This window comes from Catenuloplanes indicus (genome assembly GCF_030813715.1).
GTDB lineage: Bacteria > Actinomycetota > Actinomycetes > Mycobacteriales > Micromonosporaceae > Catenuloplanes > Catenuloplanes indicus.
The window spans coordinates 7,749,146-7,767,498 of sequence record NZ_JAUSUZ010000001.1 but is presented as its reverse complement, the minus strand read 5'-3'; the positions used below and the strand labels follow the sequence as shown (position 1 = coordinate 7,767,498).

Here is an 18,353-nt window from a genome sequence, read left to right as displayed (position 1 = left end):
CGGCACCACGCCGAAGAAACGAAAGGCCACGCCGTACCGCCGGCGTGGCCTTTCGTGCAGAGCAGGTGGGTCAGCCGTGCGCCTTGCCGCGCCCGCCCGGCCCGACCTGCTTCCGCGGCTTGACCGCGATCTCGATCGGCGACCCCTCGAAGCCGAACTCCTCGCGCAGCTTCCGCTCCACGAACCGCTGGTAGCCCGCGTCCAGCGGCCCGGTCGTGAACAGCACGAACCGCGGCGGCGACACGCCCGGCTGGGTGGCGAACAGGATGCGCGGTGCGCGACCGCCACGCACCGGGTGCGGCGTGGCCTGGGTGAGCGCGGTCAGCCACTGGTTGAGGTGACCGGTCGGGACGCGCAGTTCCCAGCTCTCCAGCGCCGTGCGGATCGCCGGTGCCAGCTTGTCGACCGCGCGCCCGGACTTCGCGGAGATGTTCACCCGGACGGCCCACGGGATGCGGCGCAGTTCGCGCTCGATCTCCTTGTCCAGGTAGTGGCGGCGGTCCGCGTCGACCAGATCCCACTTGTTGAACGCGATGACGACGGCACGCCCGGACTCGACGACCATGCTCAGGATGCGCTGGTCCTGCTCGCTGATCACCTCGGACGCGTCGAGCAGCACCACCGCGACCTCGGCGGCCTCCAGCGCCGCGTTGGTCCGCAGCGACGCGTAGTATTCCGTGCCGCTGGCCTGGCCGACGCGCTTGCGCAGCCCGGCGGTGTCGACGAACTGCCAGACCTCGCCGCCCAGCTCGACCAGGCTGTCCACCGGGTCGACGGTGGTGCCGGCGACCGAGTCGACGACCGCGCGCTCCTCCTTGGCGAGCCGGTTGAGCAGGCTGGACTTACCGACGTTCGGCCGGCCCACCAGTGCGACGCGGCGCGGGCCGCGCTCGGTCTCCTCGACCACGCGCGGCGCGGACGGCATCGCGTCGAGCAGCGCGTCCAGCAGTTCGCCGGAGCCGCGGCCGTGCAGCGCGGAGACCGGGTACGGCTGGCCGAGCCCGAGCGACCACAGGCTGGTCGCCTCGACCTCGAGGTTCTGGTTGTCGACCTTGTTCGCGACCAGGATGACCGGCTTGTGGCTGCGGCGCAGCATCTTGACCGCGGCCTCGTCCACGTTCGTGCTGCCGACGACCGCGTCCACCACGAACAGCACCACGTCGGCGGTGGCGATCGCGGCCTCGGCCTGGGCGGCGATCGCGGCGGCGCGGTCCTTCGCGTCCGGCTCCCAGCCGCCGGTGTCGACCACGGTGAACTGGCGGCCGAGCCACTCCGCGTCGTACGGCACGCGGTCGCGGGTCACGCCCGGCGTGTCCTGCACGACCGCCTGGCGACGACCGATGATCCGGTTGACCAGCGTCGACTTGCCGACGTTGGGCCGGCCGACCACGGCCACGACCGGATTGACCACGGACACCGAGGCCGGCGAATCCACTATTTCCGACATTTCCGAAACCTCAACTGACGTCATGCGGTCACCCGCGTATCAAGTAGCTCGCGAAGACGCGCCACGGCCTCGTCGATGCCCATCGCGGTGGTGTCCAGCACGACCGCGTCCTCCGCCTGGGTCAGCGGATCCACCGCACGACTGGAGTCGATCTTGTCGCGCCGGGCCAGGTCGGCCTGGGTGGCCGCGACGTCCGCCGCGTTCTCCAGGCTGCGCCGCTGCGCACGCGCCTCCGCGGACGCGGTCAGGTACACCTTCAGCGACGCGTCCGGCGCCACGACCGTCCCGATGTCGCGTCCTTCGACCACGATCCGCCCGGCGTCCGCGATGATCGCCCGCTGCTGGGCGACCAGCTGCTGCCGCACCGCTGCGACGGACGCGACCGCGGACACGTGCGCGGTCACCTCGGCGCCGCGGATCGGGCCGTCGACGGAGACGCCGTCCACCCGGACAAAAGGTGCGGAAGGGTCGGTGCCGATCTCCAGCGAAAGACCGGCGACGACCGCGGCGACGGCCGCCGGATCGGAGAGCGGCACACCCGCCCGGATGACACCCCAGGTCACCGCCCGGTACATGGCCCCGGTGTCCAGGTAACGCGCGTCGAGCGCGGTCGCCAGCCGCCGCGAAACGGTGGACTTCCCGGACCCGGACGGCCCGTCGACGGCCACCACACATCGCCCGTTTTCTTCCACCGTTCCTCCACTCGCCATGCCCAGGACAACTGTTCAATGATGCCCGGTGACCCGGCACACCACCGAACTGGGTCAGTCCTCGACAGCCGCGAACAGCGCCGCGATCTCGCCGTTGTTCAGCCGGCGGGTACGGCCGGAGCGCAGGTCACCCAGCTTGATCGGGCCGATCGACGTGCGGACCAGCCGGGACACCGGGTGCCCGACCTCGTCCATCAGCCGGCGCACGATGTGCTTGCGCCCCTCGTGCAGCGTGATCTCGATCTGCGCGGTCTTGCCCAGCGTGTCGACCAGCTTGAACGCGTCCGCCTTCGCCGGGCCGTCCTCCAGCTCGACGCCGGCCAGCAGCCGCCGGCCGACCGCGCGCGGCAGCGGGCCGGCGACCTCGCACAGGTAGGTCTTGGCCACGCCGTACGACGGGTGGGTGAGCTTGTGCGCGAGCGTGCCGTCGTTGGTGAGCAGCAGCAGGCCCTCGGAGTCCTGGTCCAGCCGCCCGACGTGGTAGACGCGCTGCTCGACCCGGCCGAGGAAGTCGGAGATCGCGGAGCGCCCCTTCTCGTCGGCCATGGTCGAGACCACGCCGCGGGGCTTGTTCATCGCGAGGTAGACCAGGGTCTGGTCGGCGGCGAGTCGCTCGCCGTTGACCATGATCACGGAGGTGGCCGGGTTCGCGCGGTCACCCAGGCGGGCAAGACGCCCGTCCACGGTGACCTTGCCGCGCGCGATGAGTGTCTCGCAGGCGCGGCGGGACCCGACACCGGCCACGGCCATGACCTTCTGCAGCCGTTCGGCGCCGTCGTTCTCAGGCATCGGTGACGATCTCTTCCACATTGTCCGGCAGGAACGGCGCGAGCGGGGGGAGCTGCGCGACCGAGTCGATGCCGAGTTTCTCGAGAAACAGGGTGGTGGTCTTGTAGAGGTAGGCGCCGGACACGTCCGCGCCGCACTCCTCGACAAGCCCCCGGGTGACAAGCGTACGCATCACGCCGTCACAGTTCACACCGCGGATGGCGGAGACCTGTGACCTGCTGCACGGCTGCTTGTAGGCGACGACCGCGAGCGTCTCCAGCGCGGCCTGCGTCAGCCGCGCGGTCTGCCCGTCCAGCACGAACCGTTCGACGTACGCCGCGTACTCCGGACGGGTGTACAGCCGCCAGCCGCCGGCCACCCGCCGCAGGTCGAAGCCGTGCCCGCGATCGGTGTACTCGCCGGACAGCAGGTACAGCATCTGCGTCACCCGCTCGGTGGGCTGCTCCAGCACCTGGGACAGCATCACCTCGGCGACCGGCTCGTCCACGACCAGCAGGATCGCCTCCAGCGCGCCGCGCAGTTCCGCGTCGTCGATCAGCGACACCGGATCCGGTTCCGGCTCCGCCGGCTTGGGCTTCGCCCGCCGGCGCTTCGGCGCGGCCCGCGCCTCCGATGCCGCCCCGCCGGCCACCTCCGCCGTCGTGTCCTGCGGCTTCGACTTCTGCAGGGGTACGGCGGCCGCGCGCGACGGCTCGGTCTCCGAGACCGGCGGGGACGCCCCGTCACCGACGGTGGCGCTCGCCCCCGGCACCCGCTCCGGGCCGTCGCCGGTGACCGGCTCGGCCACATCGCCGGAACCGGGCACGGACCCGTCCCCGGCGGGCGGCTCCGTGGCAGCCGCCCCGGCGCGCACACCGGCGGCCTCGTCAGCACCCACACCGGCGTCGCCCGCGGGCCGGACGGCGGGGTCCGCGGCGCGCGCGTCCGTACCCTCGGGGGCCGGCCGGTCTTGATCGTCGGCTGCGGGCGGCTTCGGGCGGTCCCAGGGCGGGACCCACGCGGCCGCCGCGTCCGCCAGCGATCCGCGCTCGTCCTCGCTGGTCACGCCCCGTCCTCCGTTTCCTGCGCCGCGCCCGGCCGGACCGGGTCGTCCTTGGCCGTGTCCACGTCCTTCGTGCCCTCGTAGTCGTCGACCTGCAGATCGACGTCCTCGTCGCCGCCGGTCCACTTCACGGTCAGCACGCCCAGCGACTCCGGCTGCGCGAACTCGACCAGGCCCTCCCGGTAGAGCTCCAGCAGTGCCAGGAACCGGGCCACCATCTCCAGCGTGTTCTCGCAGTCCGCGCAGAGCACGTCGAACGTGGCGATCCCGGCGCGGCGCAGCATCTTCTGCACGATGTCCGCGTGCTCGCGTACGTTGACCCGCACCTGGTGGATGTGGTGCACCGCGACGGTCGGCGGGATCTTCGGCGTGAACGCCTTGATCGCTATCTTGAGTATCCGGTCCGGCCCGAAGCCGAAGATCAGGTCGGGCAGCGCCTCCGCGTACCGTGGCTCCAGGCTGACCGCGCGCGGGTAGCGCCGGGCGCCGTCGCGCTCCAGATCCGCGATGACCGCGGACGCCTCCTTGTACGCCTTGTACTGCAGCAGCCGGGCGAAGAGCAGGTCACGGGCCTCGAGGAGCGCCAGGTCCTCCTCGTTCTCCACCTCGGCCGCGGGCAGCAGCCGGGCCGCCTTCAGGTCCAGCAGCGTGGCCGCGATGATCAGGAACTCACTGGTCTCGTCCAGGTCCCAGTCGTCGCCCATCGCCCGGATGTACGCGATGAACTCGTCCGTGACCGTGTGCAGCGCGATCTCGGTGACGTCCAGCTTGTGCTTGCCGATCAGCTGGAGCAGCAGGTCGAACGGACCCTCAAAATTGTGCAACCGAACCCGGAAACCGCTGGTGGTCTCCACGGTCTCCTGCGTCGGCCCGTCCGTCATCGGCTGACCGTAGCCGGACGTGTCATCTCCGGGCTGTGCAGAATCCGACCCGGTGACGTGATCGACGCTCACCAGGCCCAGATCCCCAGCAGCGGCGTGCCGATCGGATTGAGCAACACCCAGGCCAGCCCGCCGAACGGGAAGATCTGCAGCAGGAAGAGCAGCACCACACCGATGTTCTTGTCGACCAGCCACAGCCGGGCGCTCTGGGCGGATGTGCCGGGCCGCTTCAGGCTGCACCAGAGCAGGCCCCAGCCGTCCAGCGGCGGCAGCGGAATCAGGTCGAACAGCGCGAACGTGAACAGACCGATCCCGATCGCCGCGGTGATCTCCGCGCCGATGCCGGCCGGGTCGGTGCCCAGCGACATAGGCAGGCCGAGCTTCACGTTCAGCGGCCCGACCGCGGACATCAGCGCCCGGTAGTCCGGGAAGCCGAGCGCGAACCCGAGCAGCACGAGCTGGGACAGCACGAACACGGAGACCGGCCCGGCCGCGTAGACGATCGCCTTGCGCCCGCGCCCGCGATAGGACGGCAGGTCGTCGACCTCGAGGCCCTTGCCCCAGCCCATGCCGCCGATCAGGCAGGCGACCACGCCGAACACGTCGAAGTCGTGTCGCGGCTGGAACGCGATCCGGGTGCGCCGCTGTTCGAGGCCCGTCGCCCGGATCGCCAGCCGGATCGCCGTCGCGCGCACCACGACGGCCAGCAGGAACGAGAGCGCGAAGCCGATGAATGCGACCGGCGTGGCGAGAGCGAAGAGCACCGGCGCCTATCCGCGCTCGGCCTGGGCCGCGATGACCTCTCGGGCCAGCTGGCGGTAGTTGCGGGCGCCGGAGGACGCCGGGTCGAGCGAGGTGATCGGCGCACCGGCCACGGTCGACTCCGGGAACTTCACGGTCTTCGTGATCACGGTCTGGTACACCTTGTCGCCGAACGCCTCCACGACGCGCTGCAACACCTGGCGGCAGTGCGTGGTGCGGGAGTCGTACATGGTGGCGAGGATGCCCTCCAGCTCCAGGTCGAAGTTCAGCCGCTCGCGCACCTTGTCGATCGTGTCGAGCAGCAACGCCACACCGCGGAGGCTGAAGAACTCGCACTCCAGCGGGATCAGGACACCGTGCGCGACGGTGAGGGCGTTTATCGCGAGCAGGCCGAGCGAGGGCTGGCAGTCGATCAGGATGTAGTCGTACTCCTTGCGGACCGAGCGCAGCACCCGGGCCAGCGCCATCTCCCGCGCTACCTCGTTCACCAGCTGGATCTCGGCCGCGGACAGGTCGATGTTCGCCGGGAGCAGGTGCAGGCCGGCGATGTCCGTCTTGATCAGCACGTCCTCGGCCGTCACGTCGTCCTGCATCAGCAGGTTGTAGACGGAGAGGTCCAGATTGTGCGGGTTCACGCCGAGACCGACGGAGAGCGCGCCCTGCGGGTCGAAGTCGACGACCAGCACCTTCCGGCCGTACTCGGCGAGCGCGGCACCCAGGTTGATGGTGGTCGTGGTCTTGCCCACGCCGCCCTTCTGGTTCGCCATCGCGATGATCCGCGCGGGCCCGTGCCGGTCGGTCGGCATCGGCTCCGGGATCGGCTTGCGCATCGTGTACGCCGCGGGATCGCTCGGCCCGAGCTCGGCGCCGATGTCCAGGGAACTCTGCTGCTCTCGGAGGACCGAGGTCCACGCCTCGGCACGGTCACCGTTGCCCGCCATGTCCTCTGCGCCCCCTCCCACGACTGCCCGACGCTACACCCGGTGGAGCGTCTCAGCCGACCGGCGCCCTCCATGAGATCCACGCCGATTCCCGACTCTACGACACCGCCCGCCCACACACCGCCCACCCTTCCCGGCGTGTCGCGCGCGGGGACGGTGTATACAGACCGGTTCAGGCGAGCGCGCGGGGGTGCGCGGTGGCGTAGATCTCGCGCAGCCGGTCCACGGTGACCAGGGTGTATATCTGCGTGGTGGTCACCGAGGCGTGGCCGAGCAGTTCCTGGACCACGCGGACGTCGGCGCCGCCGTCGAGCAGGTGGGTGGCGAACGAGTGGCGCAGCGTGTGCGGCGAGACCGCGCGCGGGCCGTCGACCGGCAGGCCCGCCGCCCCGGCCGCGCGGTGCAGGATGGTCCAGGCGCTCTGCCGGGACAGCGGCCCGCCGCGCGCGTTGCAGAACACCGCCGGGGTACCGCGGCCGGCCTGGACCAGCGTCGGCCGGCCCTGCACCAGGTACGCACCGAGCGCGTCCCGCGCGTACCCCCCGATCGGGACCAGCCGGGACCGGCCGCCCTTGCCGCGCAGCAGCACGGTCGCGTCGTCCAGGTCGACGTCGTCGACGGCCGCGCCGACCGCCTCGGAGATGCGCGCGCCGGTGCCGTAGAGGAACTCCAGCAGCGCCCGGTCGCGCAGCCCGCGCGGCGTGTCCGTGGCCGGCACCGCGAGCAGCCGCTCGATCTCGTCGACCTCCAGCGCCTTGGGCAGCCGGCGCGGCGGGACCGGCGGCTTGACGTCGCGGGACGGGTCGTCCGCCGCGATCCCCTCGCGCACGGCGAAACGATGCAGGCCGCGCACCGCGGACATGGCGCGTGCGGCGGACGACGCGGACAGCGGCGGGTGCTCGTCGTCGCCGGTCCGCAACCCGCTCAGGTGCCGGTCCAGGTCGCTCGCGGTGACCGCGCCGAGCGAGCTGATCTCGGCACCGGCCAGGAACTCCAGATAACGATCGAGATCCCGCCGGTACGACATCAGCGTGTTCGCCGAGAGCGCGCGCTCGACCGTCAGGTGGTCGAGGTAGCCGCGCACGGCCCGGTCGGTCGCCAACACGCCGCTGACCCTAGACCAGGGGTACGACAACCCGTCAGGCGAGCACCTCGGTCAGCGGCCGCACGGTCATCCCGTGCGCCTCCGCGACCGGGCCGTAGGTGACCTCGCCCGCGTGCGTGTTCAGGCCCTTCGCCAGCGACGCGTCCGCGCGCAGCGCGTCCCGCCAGCCCTGGTCGGCCAGCGCCAGCGCGTACGGCAGCGTCACGTTGGTCAGCGCGTACGTGCTGGTGTGCGGCACCGCGCCGGGCATGTTCGCCACGCAGTAGAAGATCGAGTCGTGCACCCGGTAGACCGGGTCCGCGTGCGTGGTCGGCCGCGAGTCCTCGAAACAGCCGCCCTGGTCGATGGAGATGTCGACCAGCACGCTGCCCGGCTTCATCCGGGAGACGAGCTCGTTGGAGATCAGCGTCGGGGCCTTCGCGCCCGGCACCAGCACCGCGCCGATCACCAGGTCGGCGTCCAGCACCGCGCGCTCCACCTCGTACGTGTTGGACGCCACGGTCTGCAGGTGCCCGCGGTAGATCGCGTCCGCGCCGCGCAGCCGGTTGATGTTCATGTCCAGCAGCAGCACCTCGGACTGCAGGCCGAGCGCGATCGCGGCCGCGTTCATGCCCGAGACGCCGGCGCCGATCACCACGGTCTTGGCCGCGTAGACGCCGGAGACGCCGCCGAGCAGCACGCCGCGCCCGCCGCCGGACCGCATCAGGTGGTACGCACCGACCTGCGGGGCGAGCCGGCCGGCCACCTCGGACATCGGCGCGAGCAGCGGCAGCTGCCGGTCAGGCGTCTCCACCGTCTCGTACGCGATGCCGGTGACCTTCCGCTCGATCAGCGCGTCCGTGCACTCCTTGGACGCGGCCAGGTGCAGGTACGTGAACAGCACCTGCCCCTCGCGCATGCGGTGGTACTCCTCCGCGATCGGCTCCTTGACCTTGAGCACCAGCTCGGCCGTGCCCCACACGTCGTCCGCGCCCGGCAGGATGGTCGCGCCCGCGGACGTGTACTCCTCGTCGGTGATGGACGAGCCGGCACCCGCGCCGGCCTCGATGAAGACCTCATGGCCGTGACGGGTGAACTCGTGCACGCCGGCCGGCGTGATCGCGACCCGGAACTCGTTGTTCTTGACCTCGCGGGGAATGCCGACCTTCACGTCGATGACCCTTTCACGCGCGTTTAACCGCAGTCTACGAGCGAACGGTGACCCCCGCTCTCCGACGCGCACTTTAGATCATGAAGGCGAAACGCGCTACGGCCGACGTTTCGAAGGAAACGTCGGCCGTCGGCATACCTTGTTTCAGGCAGGTGTCGGCGTATCCGCGGGGCGGAGCGGCGCCCACTCCAGATCCCGGGCGCGCGCGGCGGCGAGCAGACCGCTGACCGCCGCCGCGTTGGTGATCTCCCCGGCGAAGACCATCGCGACCGCGTCGTCCAGCGGCACCCACCGCACCTCGATCTCCGCCTCCTCGTCCGTGCGGTCGTGCCGCTCGGCCGCCGGGACCGGCGTCAGGTCCCGGGCCAGGAAGATGCGGATCTGCTCGTTCGTCATGCCCGGCGACGTGTGCAGGTCGAGCAGCACGTCGATCCGCCCGGCCCGCAGGTCGGCCTCCTCGGCCAGCTCGCGCAGCGCGCCGGCGGAGAGGTCCTCGCCCTGCACGTCGCGCAGCCCGGCGGGCAGTTCCCAGAGCCGGCCGCCGACCGCGTGCCGGTACTGGTTGATCAGCACCACCCGGCCCCGGTCGTCCAGCGCGACCACGCCGACCGCGCCGACGTGCCGCAGGTAGTCGCGGTCCGCCGCGCCGCCGCCGGGCATGGTGACCCGGTCGGTGACGACCGAGAACACCCGCCCGCTGAACCGCTCGGTGCGGCTGACCACGGAGTGCGCGAAGCCGGTCACTTCGACGCCCCGACCCGGCGCTTACGACCCTGCTCCGGCGCCTGCGCCTCGTCCCCGACCGCCGGGATCTCCAGCGGCAGCTCGCCCGCCTTGGCGAACCGCACGGACGCGGCCACGAACGCGGCGAACAGCGGGTGCGGCCGGGTCGGCCGGCTCTTCAGCTCCGGGTGCGCCTGGGTGGCCACGAAGAACGGGTGCACCTCGCGGTCCAGCTCGATGAACTCGACCAGCCGCCCGTCCGGCGAGGTGCCGGAGAAGCGCAGGCCGGCGGCCTCGAGGCGGGGCCGGTAGTCGTTGTTGACCTCGTACCGGTGGCGGTGCCGCTCGGAGATCTCCGGCGCACCGTACGCCTCCTCGACGATCGAGCCGGGCGTCAGCGCGGCCGGGTACGCGCCCAGCCGCATGGTGCCGCCCAGGTCGCCCTTGCCGGAGACGATGTCCTGCTGGTCCGCCATGGTGGAGATGACCGGGTGCTTGACCGTGTCCTCGAACTCCAGCGAGTTCGCGCCGTCCAGGCCGGCCAGGTTGCGCGCCACCTCGATGGTCATGCACTGCAGGCCGAGGCAGAGGCCGAGCACCGGGACCTTGTTCTCCCGGGCGAACGTGGCCGTGCCGATCTTGCCCTCGATGCCGCGCACGCCGAAGCCGCCCGGGATCACGATGCCGTCCACGCCGGCCAGCGCGGCCGCGGCACCGGCCGGGGTCTCGCAGGAGTCGCTCGGCACCCAGCGCAGGTTCGCCTTGACCCGGTGCCCGAACGCGGCCGCCCGGATCGCCTCGGTCACCGACAGGTACGCGTCCGGCAGGTCCACGTACTTACCGACCAGCGCGATCGTGACCTCGCCGGACGGCTGGTGCACGCGGCCCAGCAGGTCGTCCCAGGCCTTCCAGTGCACGTCCCGGAAGGACAGGCCCAGCCGCCGTACGACGTAGGCGTCCAGCCCCTCGGCGTGCAGCACCTTCGGGATGTCGTAGATGCTCGGCGCGTCCGGGCAGGCCACCACGGCCTCGCGGTCGACGTCGCAGTAGAGCGACAGCTTGACCTTGAGCTTCTCCGGGATCTCCCGGTCGGAGCGGCAGACCAGCGCGTCCGGCTGGATGCCGATGTTGCGCAGCGCCGCCACCGAGTGCTGGGTCGGCTTGGTCTTCAGCTCGCCGCTCGGCGCCAGGTACGGCACCAGCGAGACGTGCAGGTAGAAACACCGGTCCCGGCCGATCTCGTGCCGGACCTGGCGGATCGCCTCCAGGAACGGCAGCGACTCCATGTCACCGACCGTGCCGCCGACCTCGGTGATGACGACGTCCGGCACGCGGCCGTCCTCGTCCGGGTCGGCCATCGCGAAGATGCGCTCCTTGATCTCGTTCGTCACGTGCGGGATGACCTGCACGGTGTCGCCGAGGTACTCGCCGCGCCGCTCCTTGGCGATCACCGCGGAGTAGACCTGGCCGGTGGTGACGTTCGCCTTCGCGGACAGCGGCCGGTCCAGGAATCGCTCGTAGTGCCCGACGTCGAGGTCCGTCTCCGCGCCGTCCTCGGTCACGAAGACCTCGCCGTGCTGGAACGGGTTCATCGTGCCCGGGTCGACGTTGAGGTAGGGGTCCAGCTTCTGCATCACGACCCGCAGGCCACGCGCGGTCAGAAGGTTGCCCAGGCTGGCGGCGGTGAGGCCCTTACCGAGCGAGGAGGCGACGCCCCCCGTGACAAAGATGTGCCTGGTCTGAGTCGAAGGGCTCAAGGCCTGCTCCCGTGGTCGTCTGGCTGCCAATACGAACCGGCGCGACGCCCTCGAGCCCGATCTCGTCCCGGCTGCCCGAAGTGTCAGCGGAAGTTAACGCGGCTGTCGTGATCACGCGATCCACGGGATTCCACGGTAACACCATCCGCGTGCGGCCCCCCGGCCCGGCCACCATGATCGCTTCGCGTCGATCCGCAGCTCGAGCCACTTCCGCAGGTCAGACCCACAAAGATCAACACTGCTCGCCACCCGCGGCGTTCACTCGCCCGGGTGCTGGTCAGCTCTCGTCGGATTTGTTACGCAGGGCCACGTCATCACCTGCCGTGACGCCCTCGTTCCGGTCGGTGGTGGCGGCCCCGTCCGTACGCTCGGCGGGGTTGGCCGGCACCGTCGGCGGGCGCGTGCGGATCGCGGCGTGGTCGAGCACGCGCAGCGCGGTGAGCGCGGCCAGCGGGCCGGCCACCGCGGCGGCCGCGCCCGCGACGTGCAGCGCCGACCCGCCCAGCACGCCGGCCGCCAGCGTGGTGACCGCGGTGCCGGCCAGCGCGGCCCGGACCGCCGGTTTCAGCCCGTACAGCCGCAGCAGACCGCCCCACGGCCGCAGCAGCACGAACCAGACCAGCGTGGCCACCGTCAGCACCAGCAGCGTCAGCGGGCTGACCAGCGCCGCCACGTTCGAGCCGGTGGCGCGCTGCACCGCGATGCCGCTGGTGCCGTCCACCAGCGACGCCAGGATCCGGCCGAGGCTGCCGCGCTCGGCCTCCGGGCGCCGCACGTCCAGCAGCGCGAAGCCGAACGTCACCACCAGGCCGGCCGCGGAGGTGGCCGCGATCCGGCCGAAGCCGATCCAGCCGCCGGTGCAGAGCGCGGTCGCCACGCAGACACCGGCGGTCAGCGCGACCGCGCCGACCGCGTGCGCGCCCAGGAACGGGCTGCCGACCACCATCACGGCCGCGCCGCCCAGCACCACCATGATCAGCGGACGGAGGTGCCGCATCGTCTGGCCGAGCGCGGCCGCCGCGAGCAGGATGCCGGCGCTGAGCACGCCGAGCCCGACCGTGCCGATCCCGGCGTACCGGGCACCGGCCAGCGTCGAGTAGCCGGCCACGCCGTTGAGCTGCAACGTCGAGCCGGACAGCACGTCCGCGATCACCACCACCGCGGAGGTCGCGGCCACCGTGCCGAGCGGCCACAGCGTCGACCGGTACGGGCGGGCCAGCCGCACCGCGAGCGTTCCGGCCAGCGTCAGCAGCACCGTCACGGTCGCGAACGTCAGCGACGGCCGGCCCGCGCGCCACCACGGCACCAGGTCCGCGACCAGCGCGGCCGGGGTGAGCAACGCGGCCGCGATCAGGGCCAGCTCGGCGCCGTCCATCAGCCAGCGCGGCGGCAGCGGCGGCCCGGGCGGCCCGCTGTGCGCGTAGGTGCGCCGCAGCAGCGGCACCAGCAGCGCGTACAGCGCGATCTGCACGGCGGTCAGGATCGAGAAGAACCATTCCGAGGTACGGCCCTGGGCGCGCGCCTCCCGGTCCGCGTCCGCCGGGCGCGCGATCGCGTCCACGAGCGCGCCGGGCCGGCCGTCCACCGCGGTGGCCGCGTGCCCGTCGAACCGGCCGGCCGGCAGCTCCCGGCCGAGCGCGGTCAGCACGGTCGGCGCCAGGTCTACCAGCGCGACGTAGCCGTCCCGCGCGGTGCTGCCGGACGTGAGCCAGGACCGGTCCCAGCCCGGCCCGTCCGCGATCGCCACGTGCAGCCGCTGGTCCGTGCCGGTGTCTGCGAGCCCGGCGACCAGCACCAGCGACCGGTCCGGGCGTGCCGCGAGCACCCGGCCGAGCAGGTCGTCGGCGGCCTCGACCGCGGTCGCGCGCGCCGCGCCGGTCCCGGCGACCGTGCCCGCGTCCACGATGCTGAGCACGCACTGGGAGAGCACGGGCGCGGCGTCGGCCGGCAGCGTCGCCCGGTAGCGGTCGACCCGGCCGAACGGGCGGGCCGCGGCGACCGCCGCACCCGGCCCGACCGCGGTGGTGCAGCGCACCGACTCGGCGAGCGCGCCGGGCACCGCACCCCACGGCTGGCGTGCGTTGTAGTCGACCGCGACCGGCTGGCGGGAGACGTTCGCGCCGATGCCGTCCGGTTCACCGATCTCCACGTCGAGCGGCGCGCAGACGTCCGCGCCGTCCGACTCGTCACCCCAGCTGGCGTAGTTGCCGGCGCCGAGCGTGAGCCAGCCGTCGACCGGGCAGGTCGGCTCGCTCGCGGACCGGACGGACAGCGCGCCGATCGCGCCCCGCTCGGCCAGCGCCCACAGCGACGGCGTCGTCGCCGGGTCGAGGTCGTCCCAGCGCAGGCCGGGCACGCCCACGATGACCACGTAGTCGGCGTCGGTGTCCACGGTGGCGGAGACCGGGCGGACGCTGAGCGCGACCATGCTGCCGATCACCACGGCCAGCACGATCAGCCACGGTGTGAGGCGGCGCAGCATCAGCCGTGTTCCCCGCGGGGCGCCAGCTCGGCGTAGACCGCCCGGACCGCGTCGACCGTGTCCGTCTCGGTCGGCCACGCGGCCGCGTGCGCGCGAGCCCGGGTGCTCAGGTCGCCGCGCAGGTCCGGATCGTCCAGCAGGCGGCGCACGGCCGCGTCGACCGCCTCCACGTCACCGGCCGGCACCAGCACGGCCGCGTCGCCGACCAGGCCGGGCAGCCCGCCGACCGCGGTCGCGACCAATGGCAGGCCGGCCTGCAGCGCCTCCTGCGCGAACAGCTGCCGCGCCTCCCAGTCGCTGGTGACGACCGCGAGGTCCGCGCCGGCCAGCAGGTCGGCCACGTCGGTGCGGTGGCCGAGCAGCGTGACCGGCGCGTGCGCGGCGGAGATGCTGGCGGCCAGCGGCAGGTAGCTGGGGCCGGTGCCGGCGATCAGCACCACCGGCGTGGGGCGGCGCTCCCGCCACCGGCCGGCCGCGGCGACCAGCACGTCGTAGCGCTTCTGCGGGTGCAGCCGGCCGACGGACAGGATCAGCGGCGTGTCCGGCCCGACGCCGAACTCGGCGCGCACGGCCGCGCGGCTGCGCCGGGCCGGGCCGAGCGCGGGCGCGGCGACCGGGCCGAGCCGGGCGTCCCGCGCACCGACCGCGCGCGCCCGGTCGACCAGGTCCTCGGACGCGCCGAGCGTGACCCGGGCGGCGGCCGCGACCGCGCGCTCCAGCAGCTGGGCGACCCGGCCGCGCAGGCCACCGGCGAGCATCGCGTTGTGCCAGGTGACCACGAGCGGCTGGCGCGGGCGGGCGAGCGTCGCGACGAATCCGGCGCGCAGACCGTGCGCGTGCACCACGTCGATCCCGTCCGCGGCGAGTGCGGCGCGCAGCGCGCTGACCGCGCGCGCGTCCGACGGCGCCGGGTTGGCCGGGATCTCCACCGGGACGAACCGCGCGCCCAGCTCGGAGAAGTGGAACAGCCGCTCGGTCGCGTCCGGCCCGCAGACCGTGACCGTGATGCCGGCCGCGGTCAGCCCCCGGCACAGCGAGGCCACGTGCTGCCCCACGCCACCGGTGCTGGACGCGAGCACGAGCGCCACCCCACCGGCCCAGTCGCCTGCGGTCACGTGCGGTCCCCTCCGTCCCGCGCGGCGGAAGTCCGCGCGTCGTTCTCACCGTCCGGCAAGGTACCCGACCCAGGCGCACCGGGCCGCGCGCCGCCACGCCGGGCGAGGTTTCTGACCTGGTCCCGGTCGAGCACGAAGGCGACACCGAGGAACACCGCGACCCCGACGAACCCGCACAGCATGCCTTGCAACACCGCGAAGCCGGGCGCCGGGGTCGGGTCGGTGAGCGCGGCCAGCGCGTACCCGGCCGTACCGGCGGCAACCGCACCGAACAGCCCGGCCGGGAGCGTACGGGCCAGGCCGGCTAGCGCGTCCGGGCCGGTTGTGCGCCGCACCGCGGCCAGCAGCAGCGCACCGAGCACCAGCATGCCGGCGGTGTGCGCCAGGCCGAGCACGAGCACCCGGTGCTCCGGCGCGGTGGCGCGCGACAGCACGACGGCGAGCGCGGCGACCACGGCCCACCCGGCCCCGGTCGCGACCGCGACGGCCGGTGCCCGCCCACGGGCGTAGAGCGCTCGGGACAGCAGCGCGAAGAGTCCGTAACCGATCAGTCCGGGCGCGAACGCGACCACGCCCTGCGCCATCGCCGGCTCGCCGGCGAGCACGGCCGCCGCGGGAATCGCGACCGCGGTGAGCCCGGCCGCGCCCAGGCAGCTCACCAGCGTGGTCTGGCGGGCGGTCCGCGCCAGAACGGTGCGGTATCCGTCGTCGTCCGCGGTGGTCAGCCCGGGGTAGGCCGCGGTCGCGAGCGGCACCGCGAGCACCGCCCACGGCAGCAGGAACACGGTCTGCGCCAGGTTGAACAGCACGGTGGTGCCGTCCGGCCCGCCGCTTGCCTGACCGATCACGACCAGCATCGCGAGCTGCTGCGCGCCGACCGTGACCAGACCGGCCCAGCCGAGCGAGACGACCTGCGCGCGGGCGTCGTCCGGCAGGCTCAGCGTGGGCCGCAGCGGCAGCCGCAGCCGCGACAGCGGGATCAGCAGGCATCCGGAGAGCACGAGCACGCCGCCGGTGGTGCCGGCGGACAGGATCAGCTCACCGGTGCCGGACACGTCCGCGATGCCGGTCCGGGTGCCCTCGGTGAGGCCGAACGCCGCGTAGACCCCGATCACCGTGAGGCTGGACAGCAATGGTGCGATCACCGGCCAGGCGAACCGGCGGTGCGACTGGAGCACGCCGGTGAGCACCACGCCGACGCCGTAGAGCGGCAGCTGCGGCGCGAACACCCGCAGCAGGCGCGCGCCGGTCTCGAGTTCCGCGGGCGTCGCCGACGGCATGATCACCTTGACGAGCGGGCCGGCCGCGAGCGCCACCACGACCGCGACCGGCACCAGCAGTACCAGCACCCAGCCGAGCAGCGCCGAGGTGATTCGCCCGACCCGCTCCCGATCACCCGCCGCCACGGCCCTGGCCAGCAGCGGCACCACCAGGCTGGCCAGCGCGCCGCCGGCCACCAGCTCGAAGATGATGTTCGGCAGCGTGTTCGCCGCCAGATAGGTGTCGCCCAGGTCGGTCGGGCCGACCGTCCAGGCGAACACGGTGGTCCGCGCGAAGCCCGCCACGCGGCTCACCACGGTGAGCACCGCGATCAGCGCGGCGGCTCCGACGACGGTCCGCGACCTCACGCCGGGCGCCACGTCAGCTCTGCCGCCGCCCGAGCTCGTCGAGTTCGCGCAGGCCGGGGGTGCGCTGGATGACCGCGGTGAAGCTGACCCGCTCGCTGGCCGCGGTCAGCCCGGCCAGGCCCGCGAAGATCACCGCACGGCCGACCGGGCCGGCCTTGGCCGCGATCGCGACGCCGAGCAGCGCGCCGAGCGCGTTCGCGCCGGAGTCGCCGAGCATGATCTGCTCGTCCAGGTCGTCGGGCAGCAGCCCGGCCGCGGCGCCGGTCGCACCGGCGGCGAGCCCGCCCGCGGCGGCCATCGGCAGCAGCGGCGCGGCGATCAGCGCGCTTGCCTTGATCGCCCGGCCGGGGCGCAGGTCGAGCAGGTTGACCAGGTTCGCCGTACCCGCGATGACGCCCGCGCCGAGCGCCACGTCCGCCACCGTGCGCCACCGTGACCGGCGCGGCCGGTCCAGCGTGAGCAGCGCGGACGCGGCCAGCCCGGCCCCGCCCACCCCGGCGATCTTCACGAGCCCGCTGGTGACCCGGCCCTGCCGCAGCGCGCGCAGGTGACCGGCGAAACCCTTCGCGGCCTTCTGCTCCGGCCGGTTACCGACCACGTCGTCGTAGAGGCCGACCGCACCGGCGGTGAGCCCGGCGGTCAGCGCGGCCGCGGCGGCCGGGCCGCTGAGCGCGCCGGACGCGGCCGCGACCGAGGCACCGGCGGCGAGCGCGGGCCCACCGGCCAGCGTGACCGTGCGGCCGCGGAAGTTGGCCCGCTCCAGCGAGGGGTTGACCGGACTGCGGCGGACCGCGGTCAGCGTGGCACGCGCGGCGAGTGCACCGGCGGCGAACACCAGAATCCTAGGAACGGGCATGACGCGATTCTAGGAACCGGGCGATCACTGAGCGGGAGTGGGCAGTATCGACGTGGCGCCCGCGCCGAGCCCGTAGTGCCCGACCTTGTTCGTGCCGAGCAGGTCGGTCAGCGCCAGGCAGGTCACCACCGAGCCCTGCGCGGTGTTCACGTTGTCCACCGTGGAGATCGTCTTGGACAGGGCCGCGTCGCCGCGGATCGCCGCGACCACGTTGCCGTCACCGACGCCGTTGCCGCCCACGACCAGCTTCCCGGCCGCGTCGAACTGCGCCACCAGCGTCACCGTCGAGGTGTTCTTCTCGTCCGCACGCTCGTCGGTCGGCGGCAGCCCACCCACGATCACCACGGCCTCGGCCGGGCCGGTGACCTTGTCGTCCTCGACCGTGATGTAGTTCGCGGCCGCGTACGCGGCCAGCACCGCGTTGCGGTCCGAGTCGGTGGCCGGTGGCGTCCGGTCGTAGAGCGCGGTCGCCAGCAGCGCGGCCGAGGTCTCCACGCCGTCCGCGTTGCTGGGCAGCCCGGCCGCCGGCAGTGACGTCTGCACCGCGCGGTGCGCCAGGTCCAGCAGGTTCACGCTGTTGTCCGGCTCGGTGAAGCTCTCGCTGATGTCCACCCGCCCGGTCACGGTCGCACCGGCCGTGGCCAGCATGGTGCGCAGCTGCTCCGCGTAGTCACCACCGGTCGGCAGCACCACCAGCGCCACTCGCCGGCCGGTCAGCTTGCCGCCGAGCAGCATCGGTGCCGCGCCGACCGCGAAGTCCTCCTGGGAGTTGACCTCGTTCTGCAGCTGGCCGACGCTGTCCCGCAGCTGGCTGTTGTCCTTGCTGAGCTTCTGCACCTGGCCGTCCAGCGCGTCGACGGCCGGCCCGTTCAGCGCGGCGGTGCCGACCACCAGCCCGATCGCCAGCGCGAGGAAGACCGCGGTGAGCGACACGACATGGTACCGGAAATTGATCACAGGTAGCG

Annotated in this window: 16 protein-coding genes; all 16 read right to left on the bottom strand. The window is 73.0% G+C overall.

The features are described from left to right. Positions 1–70 precede the first annotated feature (70 nt). Positions 71–1,447 carry a ribosome biogenesis GTPase Der gene (der, locus tag J2S42_RS34615; protein ID WP_307246080.1) on the bottom strand — a complete coding sequence of 459 codons (1,377 nt, stop codon included), beginning with the start codon at positions 1,445–1,447 and terminating at the stop codon, positions 71–73. A 20-nt stretch (positions 1,448–1,467) separates the two neighbouring features. Then, on the bottom strand, positions 1,468–2,139 hold the full coding sequence (cmk, locus tag J2S42_RS34610) for a (d)CMP kinase (protein WP_307246078.1): 672 nt from the start codon (positions 2,137–2,139) through the stop codon (positions 1,468–1,470). Positions 2,140–2,211: 72 nt separating this feature from the next. Next, the gene (locus J2S42_RS34605) at positions 2,212–2,967 is read right to left on the bottom strand and encodes a pseudouridine synthase (protein WP_307246076.1); all 756 of its coding nucleotides are present in this window, start codon (positions 2,965–2,967) and stop codon (positions 2,212–2,214) included. Further along, positions 2,939–3,991, bottom strand: a complete 1,053-nt coding sequence (gene scpB, locus J2S42_RS34600; protein WP_307246074.1) for an SMC-Scp complex subunit ScpB — start codon at positions 3,989–3,991, stop codon at positions 2,939–2,941. Before scpB ends, J2S42_RS34605 begins: the two co-directional genes overlap by 29 nt. Continuing rightward, positions 3,988–4,869 carry a segregation and condensation protein A gene (locus J2S42_RS34595; RefSeq protein WP_307246072.1) on the bottom strand — a complete coding sequence of 294 codons (882 nt, stop codon included), beginning with the start codon at positions 4,867–4,869 and terminating at the stop codon, positions 3,988–3,990. Before J2S42_RS34595 ends, scpB begins: the two co-directional genes overlap by 4 nt. Positions 4,870–4,937: 68 nt before the next feature. Beyond that, complete coding sequence (locus tag J2S42_RS34590; protein ID WP_307246070.1) at positions 4,938–5,633, bottom strand: zinc metalloprotease; 696 nt, start codon at positions 5,631–5,633, stop codon at positions 4,938–4,940. Positions 5,634–5,639: 6 nt separating this feature from the next. Beyond that, a complete protein-coding gene (locus tag J2S42_RS34585) occupies positions 5,640–6,572 on the bottom strand; it encodes a ParA family protein (RefSeq protein WP_307249203.1) in 933 nt (310 codons plus the stop codon). Between the two features lie 172 nt (positions 6,573–6,744). Continuing rightward, a complete protein-coding gene (gene xerD, locus J2S42_RS34580) occupies positions 6,745–7,677 on the bottom strand; it encodes a site-specific tyrosine recombinase XerD (RefSeq protein ID WP_307246068.1) in 933 nt (310 codons plus the stop codon). A gap of 34 nt (positions 7,678–7,711) precedes the next feature. Then, the gene (gene ald / locus J2S42_RS34575) at positions 7,712–8,827 is read right to left on the bottom strand and encodes an alanine dehydrogenase (RefSeq protein ID WP_307246066.1); all 1,116 of its coding nucleotides are present in this window, start codon (positions 8,825–8,827) and stop codon (positions 7,712–7,714) included. Between the two features lie 144 nt (positions 8,828–8,971). Continuing rightward, on the bottom strand, positions 8,972–9,571 hold the full coding sequence (locus J2S42_RS34570) for an NUDIX domain-containing protein (protein WP_307246064.1): 600 nt from the start codon (positions 9,569–9,571) through the stop codon (positions 8,972–8,974). Beyond that, positions 9,568–11,307 carry a CTP synthase gene (pyrG, locus tag J2S42_RS34565; RefSeq protein WP_307246062.1) on the bottom strand — a complete coding sequence of 580 codons (1,740 nt, stop codon included), beginning with the start codon at positions 11,305–11,307 and terminating at the stop codon, positions 9,568–9,570. The genes J2S42_RS34570 and pyrG overlap by 4 nt, the downstream gene beginning before the upstream one ends. Positions 11,308–11,584: 277 nt before the next feature. Next, the gene (locus J2S42_RS34560) at positions 11,585–13,789 is read right to left on the bottom strand and encodes a hypothetical protein (protein ID WP_307246060.1); all 2,205 of its coding nucleotides are present in this window, start codon (positions 13,787–13,789) and stop codon (positions 11,585–11,587) included. Beyond that, positions 13,789–14,904: a glycosyltransferase family 4 protein gene (locus tag J2S42_RS34555; protein WP_307246059.1), complete on the bottom strand. Its 1,116-nt coding sequence runs from the start codon at positions 14,902–14,904 to the stop codon at positions 13,789–13,791. The genes J2S42_RS34560 and J2S42_RS34555 overlap by 1 nt, the downstream gene beginning before the upstream one ends. Further along, entirely contained in the window at positions 14,901–16,532 is a 1,632-nt protein-coding gene (murJ, locus tag J2S42_RS34550) for a murein biosynthesis integral membrane protein MurJ (protein ID WP_307246057.1), read from the bottom strand. Before murJ ends, J2S42_RS34555 begins: the two co-directional genes overlap by 4 nt. Before the next feature lie 13 nt (positions 16,533–16,545). Continuing rightward, positions 16,546–17,388 carry a hypothetical protein gene (locus J2S42_RS34545; protein WP_307246055.1) on the bottom strand — a complete coding sequence of 281 codons (843 nt, stop codon included), beginning with the start codon at positions 17,386–17,388 and terminating at the stop codon, positions 16,546–16,548. Positions 17,389–17,412: 24 nt separating this feature from the next. After that, the gene (locus tag J2S42_RS34540; protein WP_307246053.1) at positions 17,413–18,345 is read right to left on the bottom strand and encodes a copper transporter; all 933 of its coding nucleotides are present in this window, start codon (positions 18,343–18,345) and stop codon (positions 17,413–17,415) included. Positions 18,346–18,353 lie beyond the last annotated feature (8 nt).

Excerpts from the sequence above, each read along its gene's own strand:
- der (WP_307246080.1), bottom strand. The coding sequence starts at position 1,447 with ATGTCGGAAATAGTGGATTCGCCGGCCTCGGTGTCCGTGGTCAATCCG.
- J2S42_RS34605 (WP_307246076.1), bottom strand. The coding sequence starts at position 2,967 with ATGTGGAAGAGATCGTCACCGATGCCTGAGAACGACGGCGCCGAACGG.
- J2S42_RS34595 (WP_307246072.1), bottom strand. The coding sequence starts at position 4,869 with ATGACGGACGGGCCGACGCAGGAGACCGTGGAGACCACCAGCGGTTTC.
- J2S42_RS34585 (WP_307249203.1), bottom strand. The coding sequence starts at position 6,572 with ATGGCGGGCAACGGTGACCGTGCCGAGGCGTGGACCTCGGTCCTCCGA.
- J2S42_RS34560 (WP_307246060.1), bottom strand. The coding sequence starts at position 13,789 with ATGCTGCGCCGCCTCACACCGTGGCTGATCGTGCTGGCCGTGGTGATC.
- J2S42_RS34545 (WP_307246055.1), bottom strand. The coding sequence starts at position 17,388 with ATGCCCGTTCCTAGGATTCTGGTGTTCGCCGCCGGTGCACTCGCCGCG.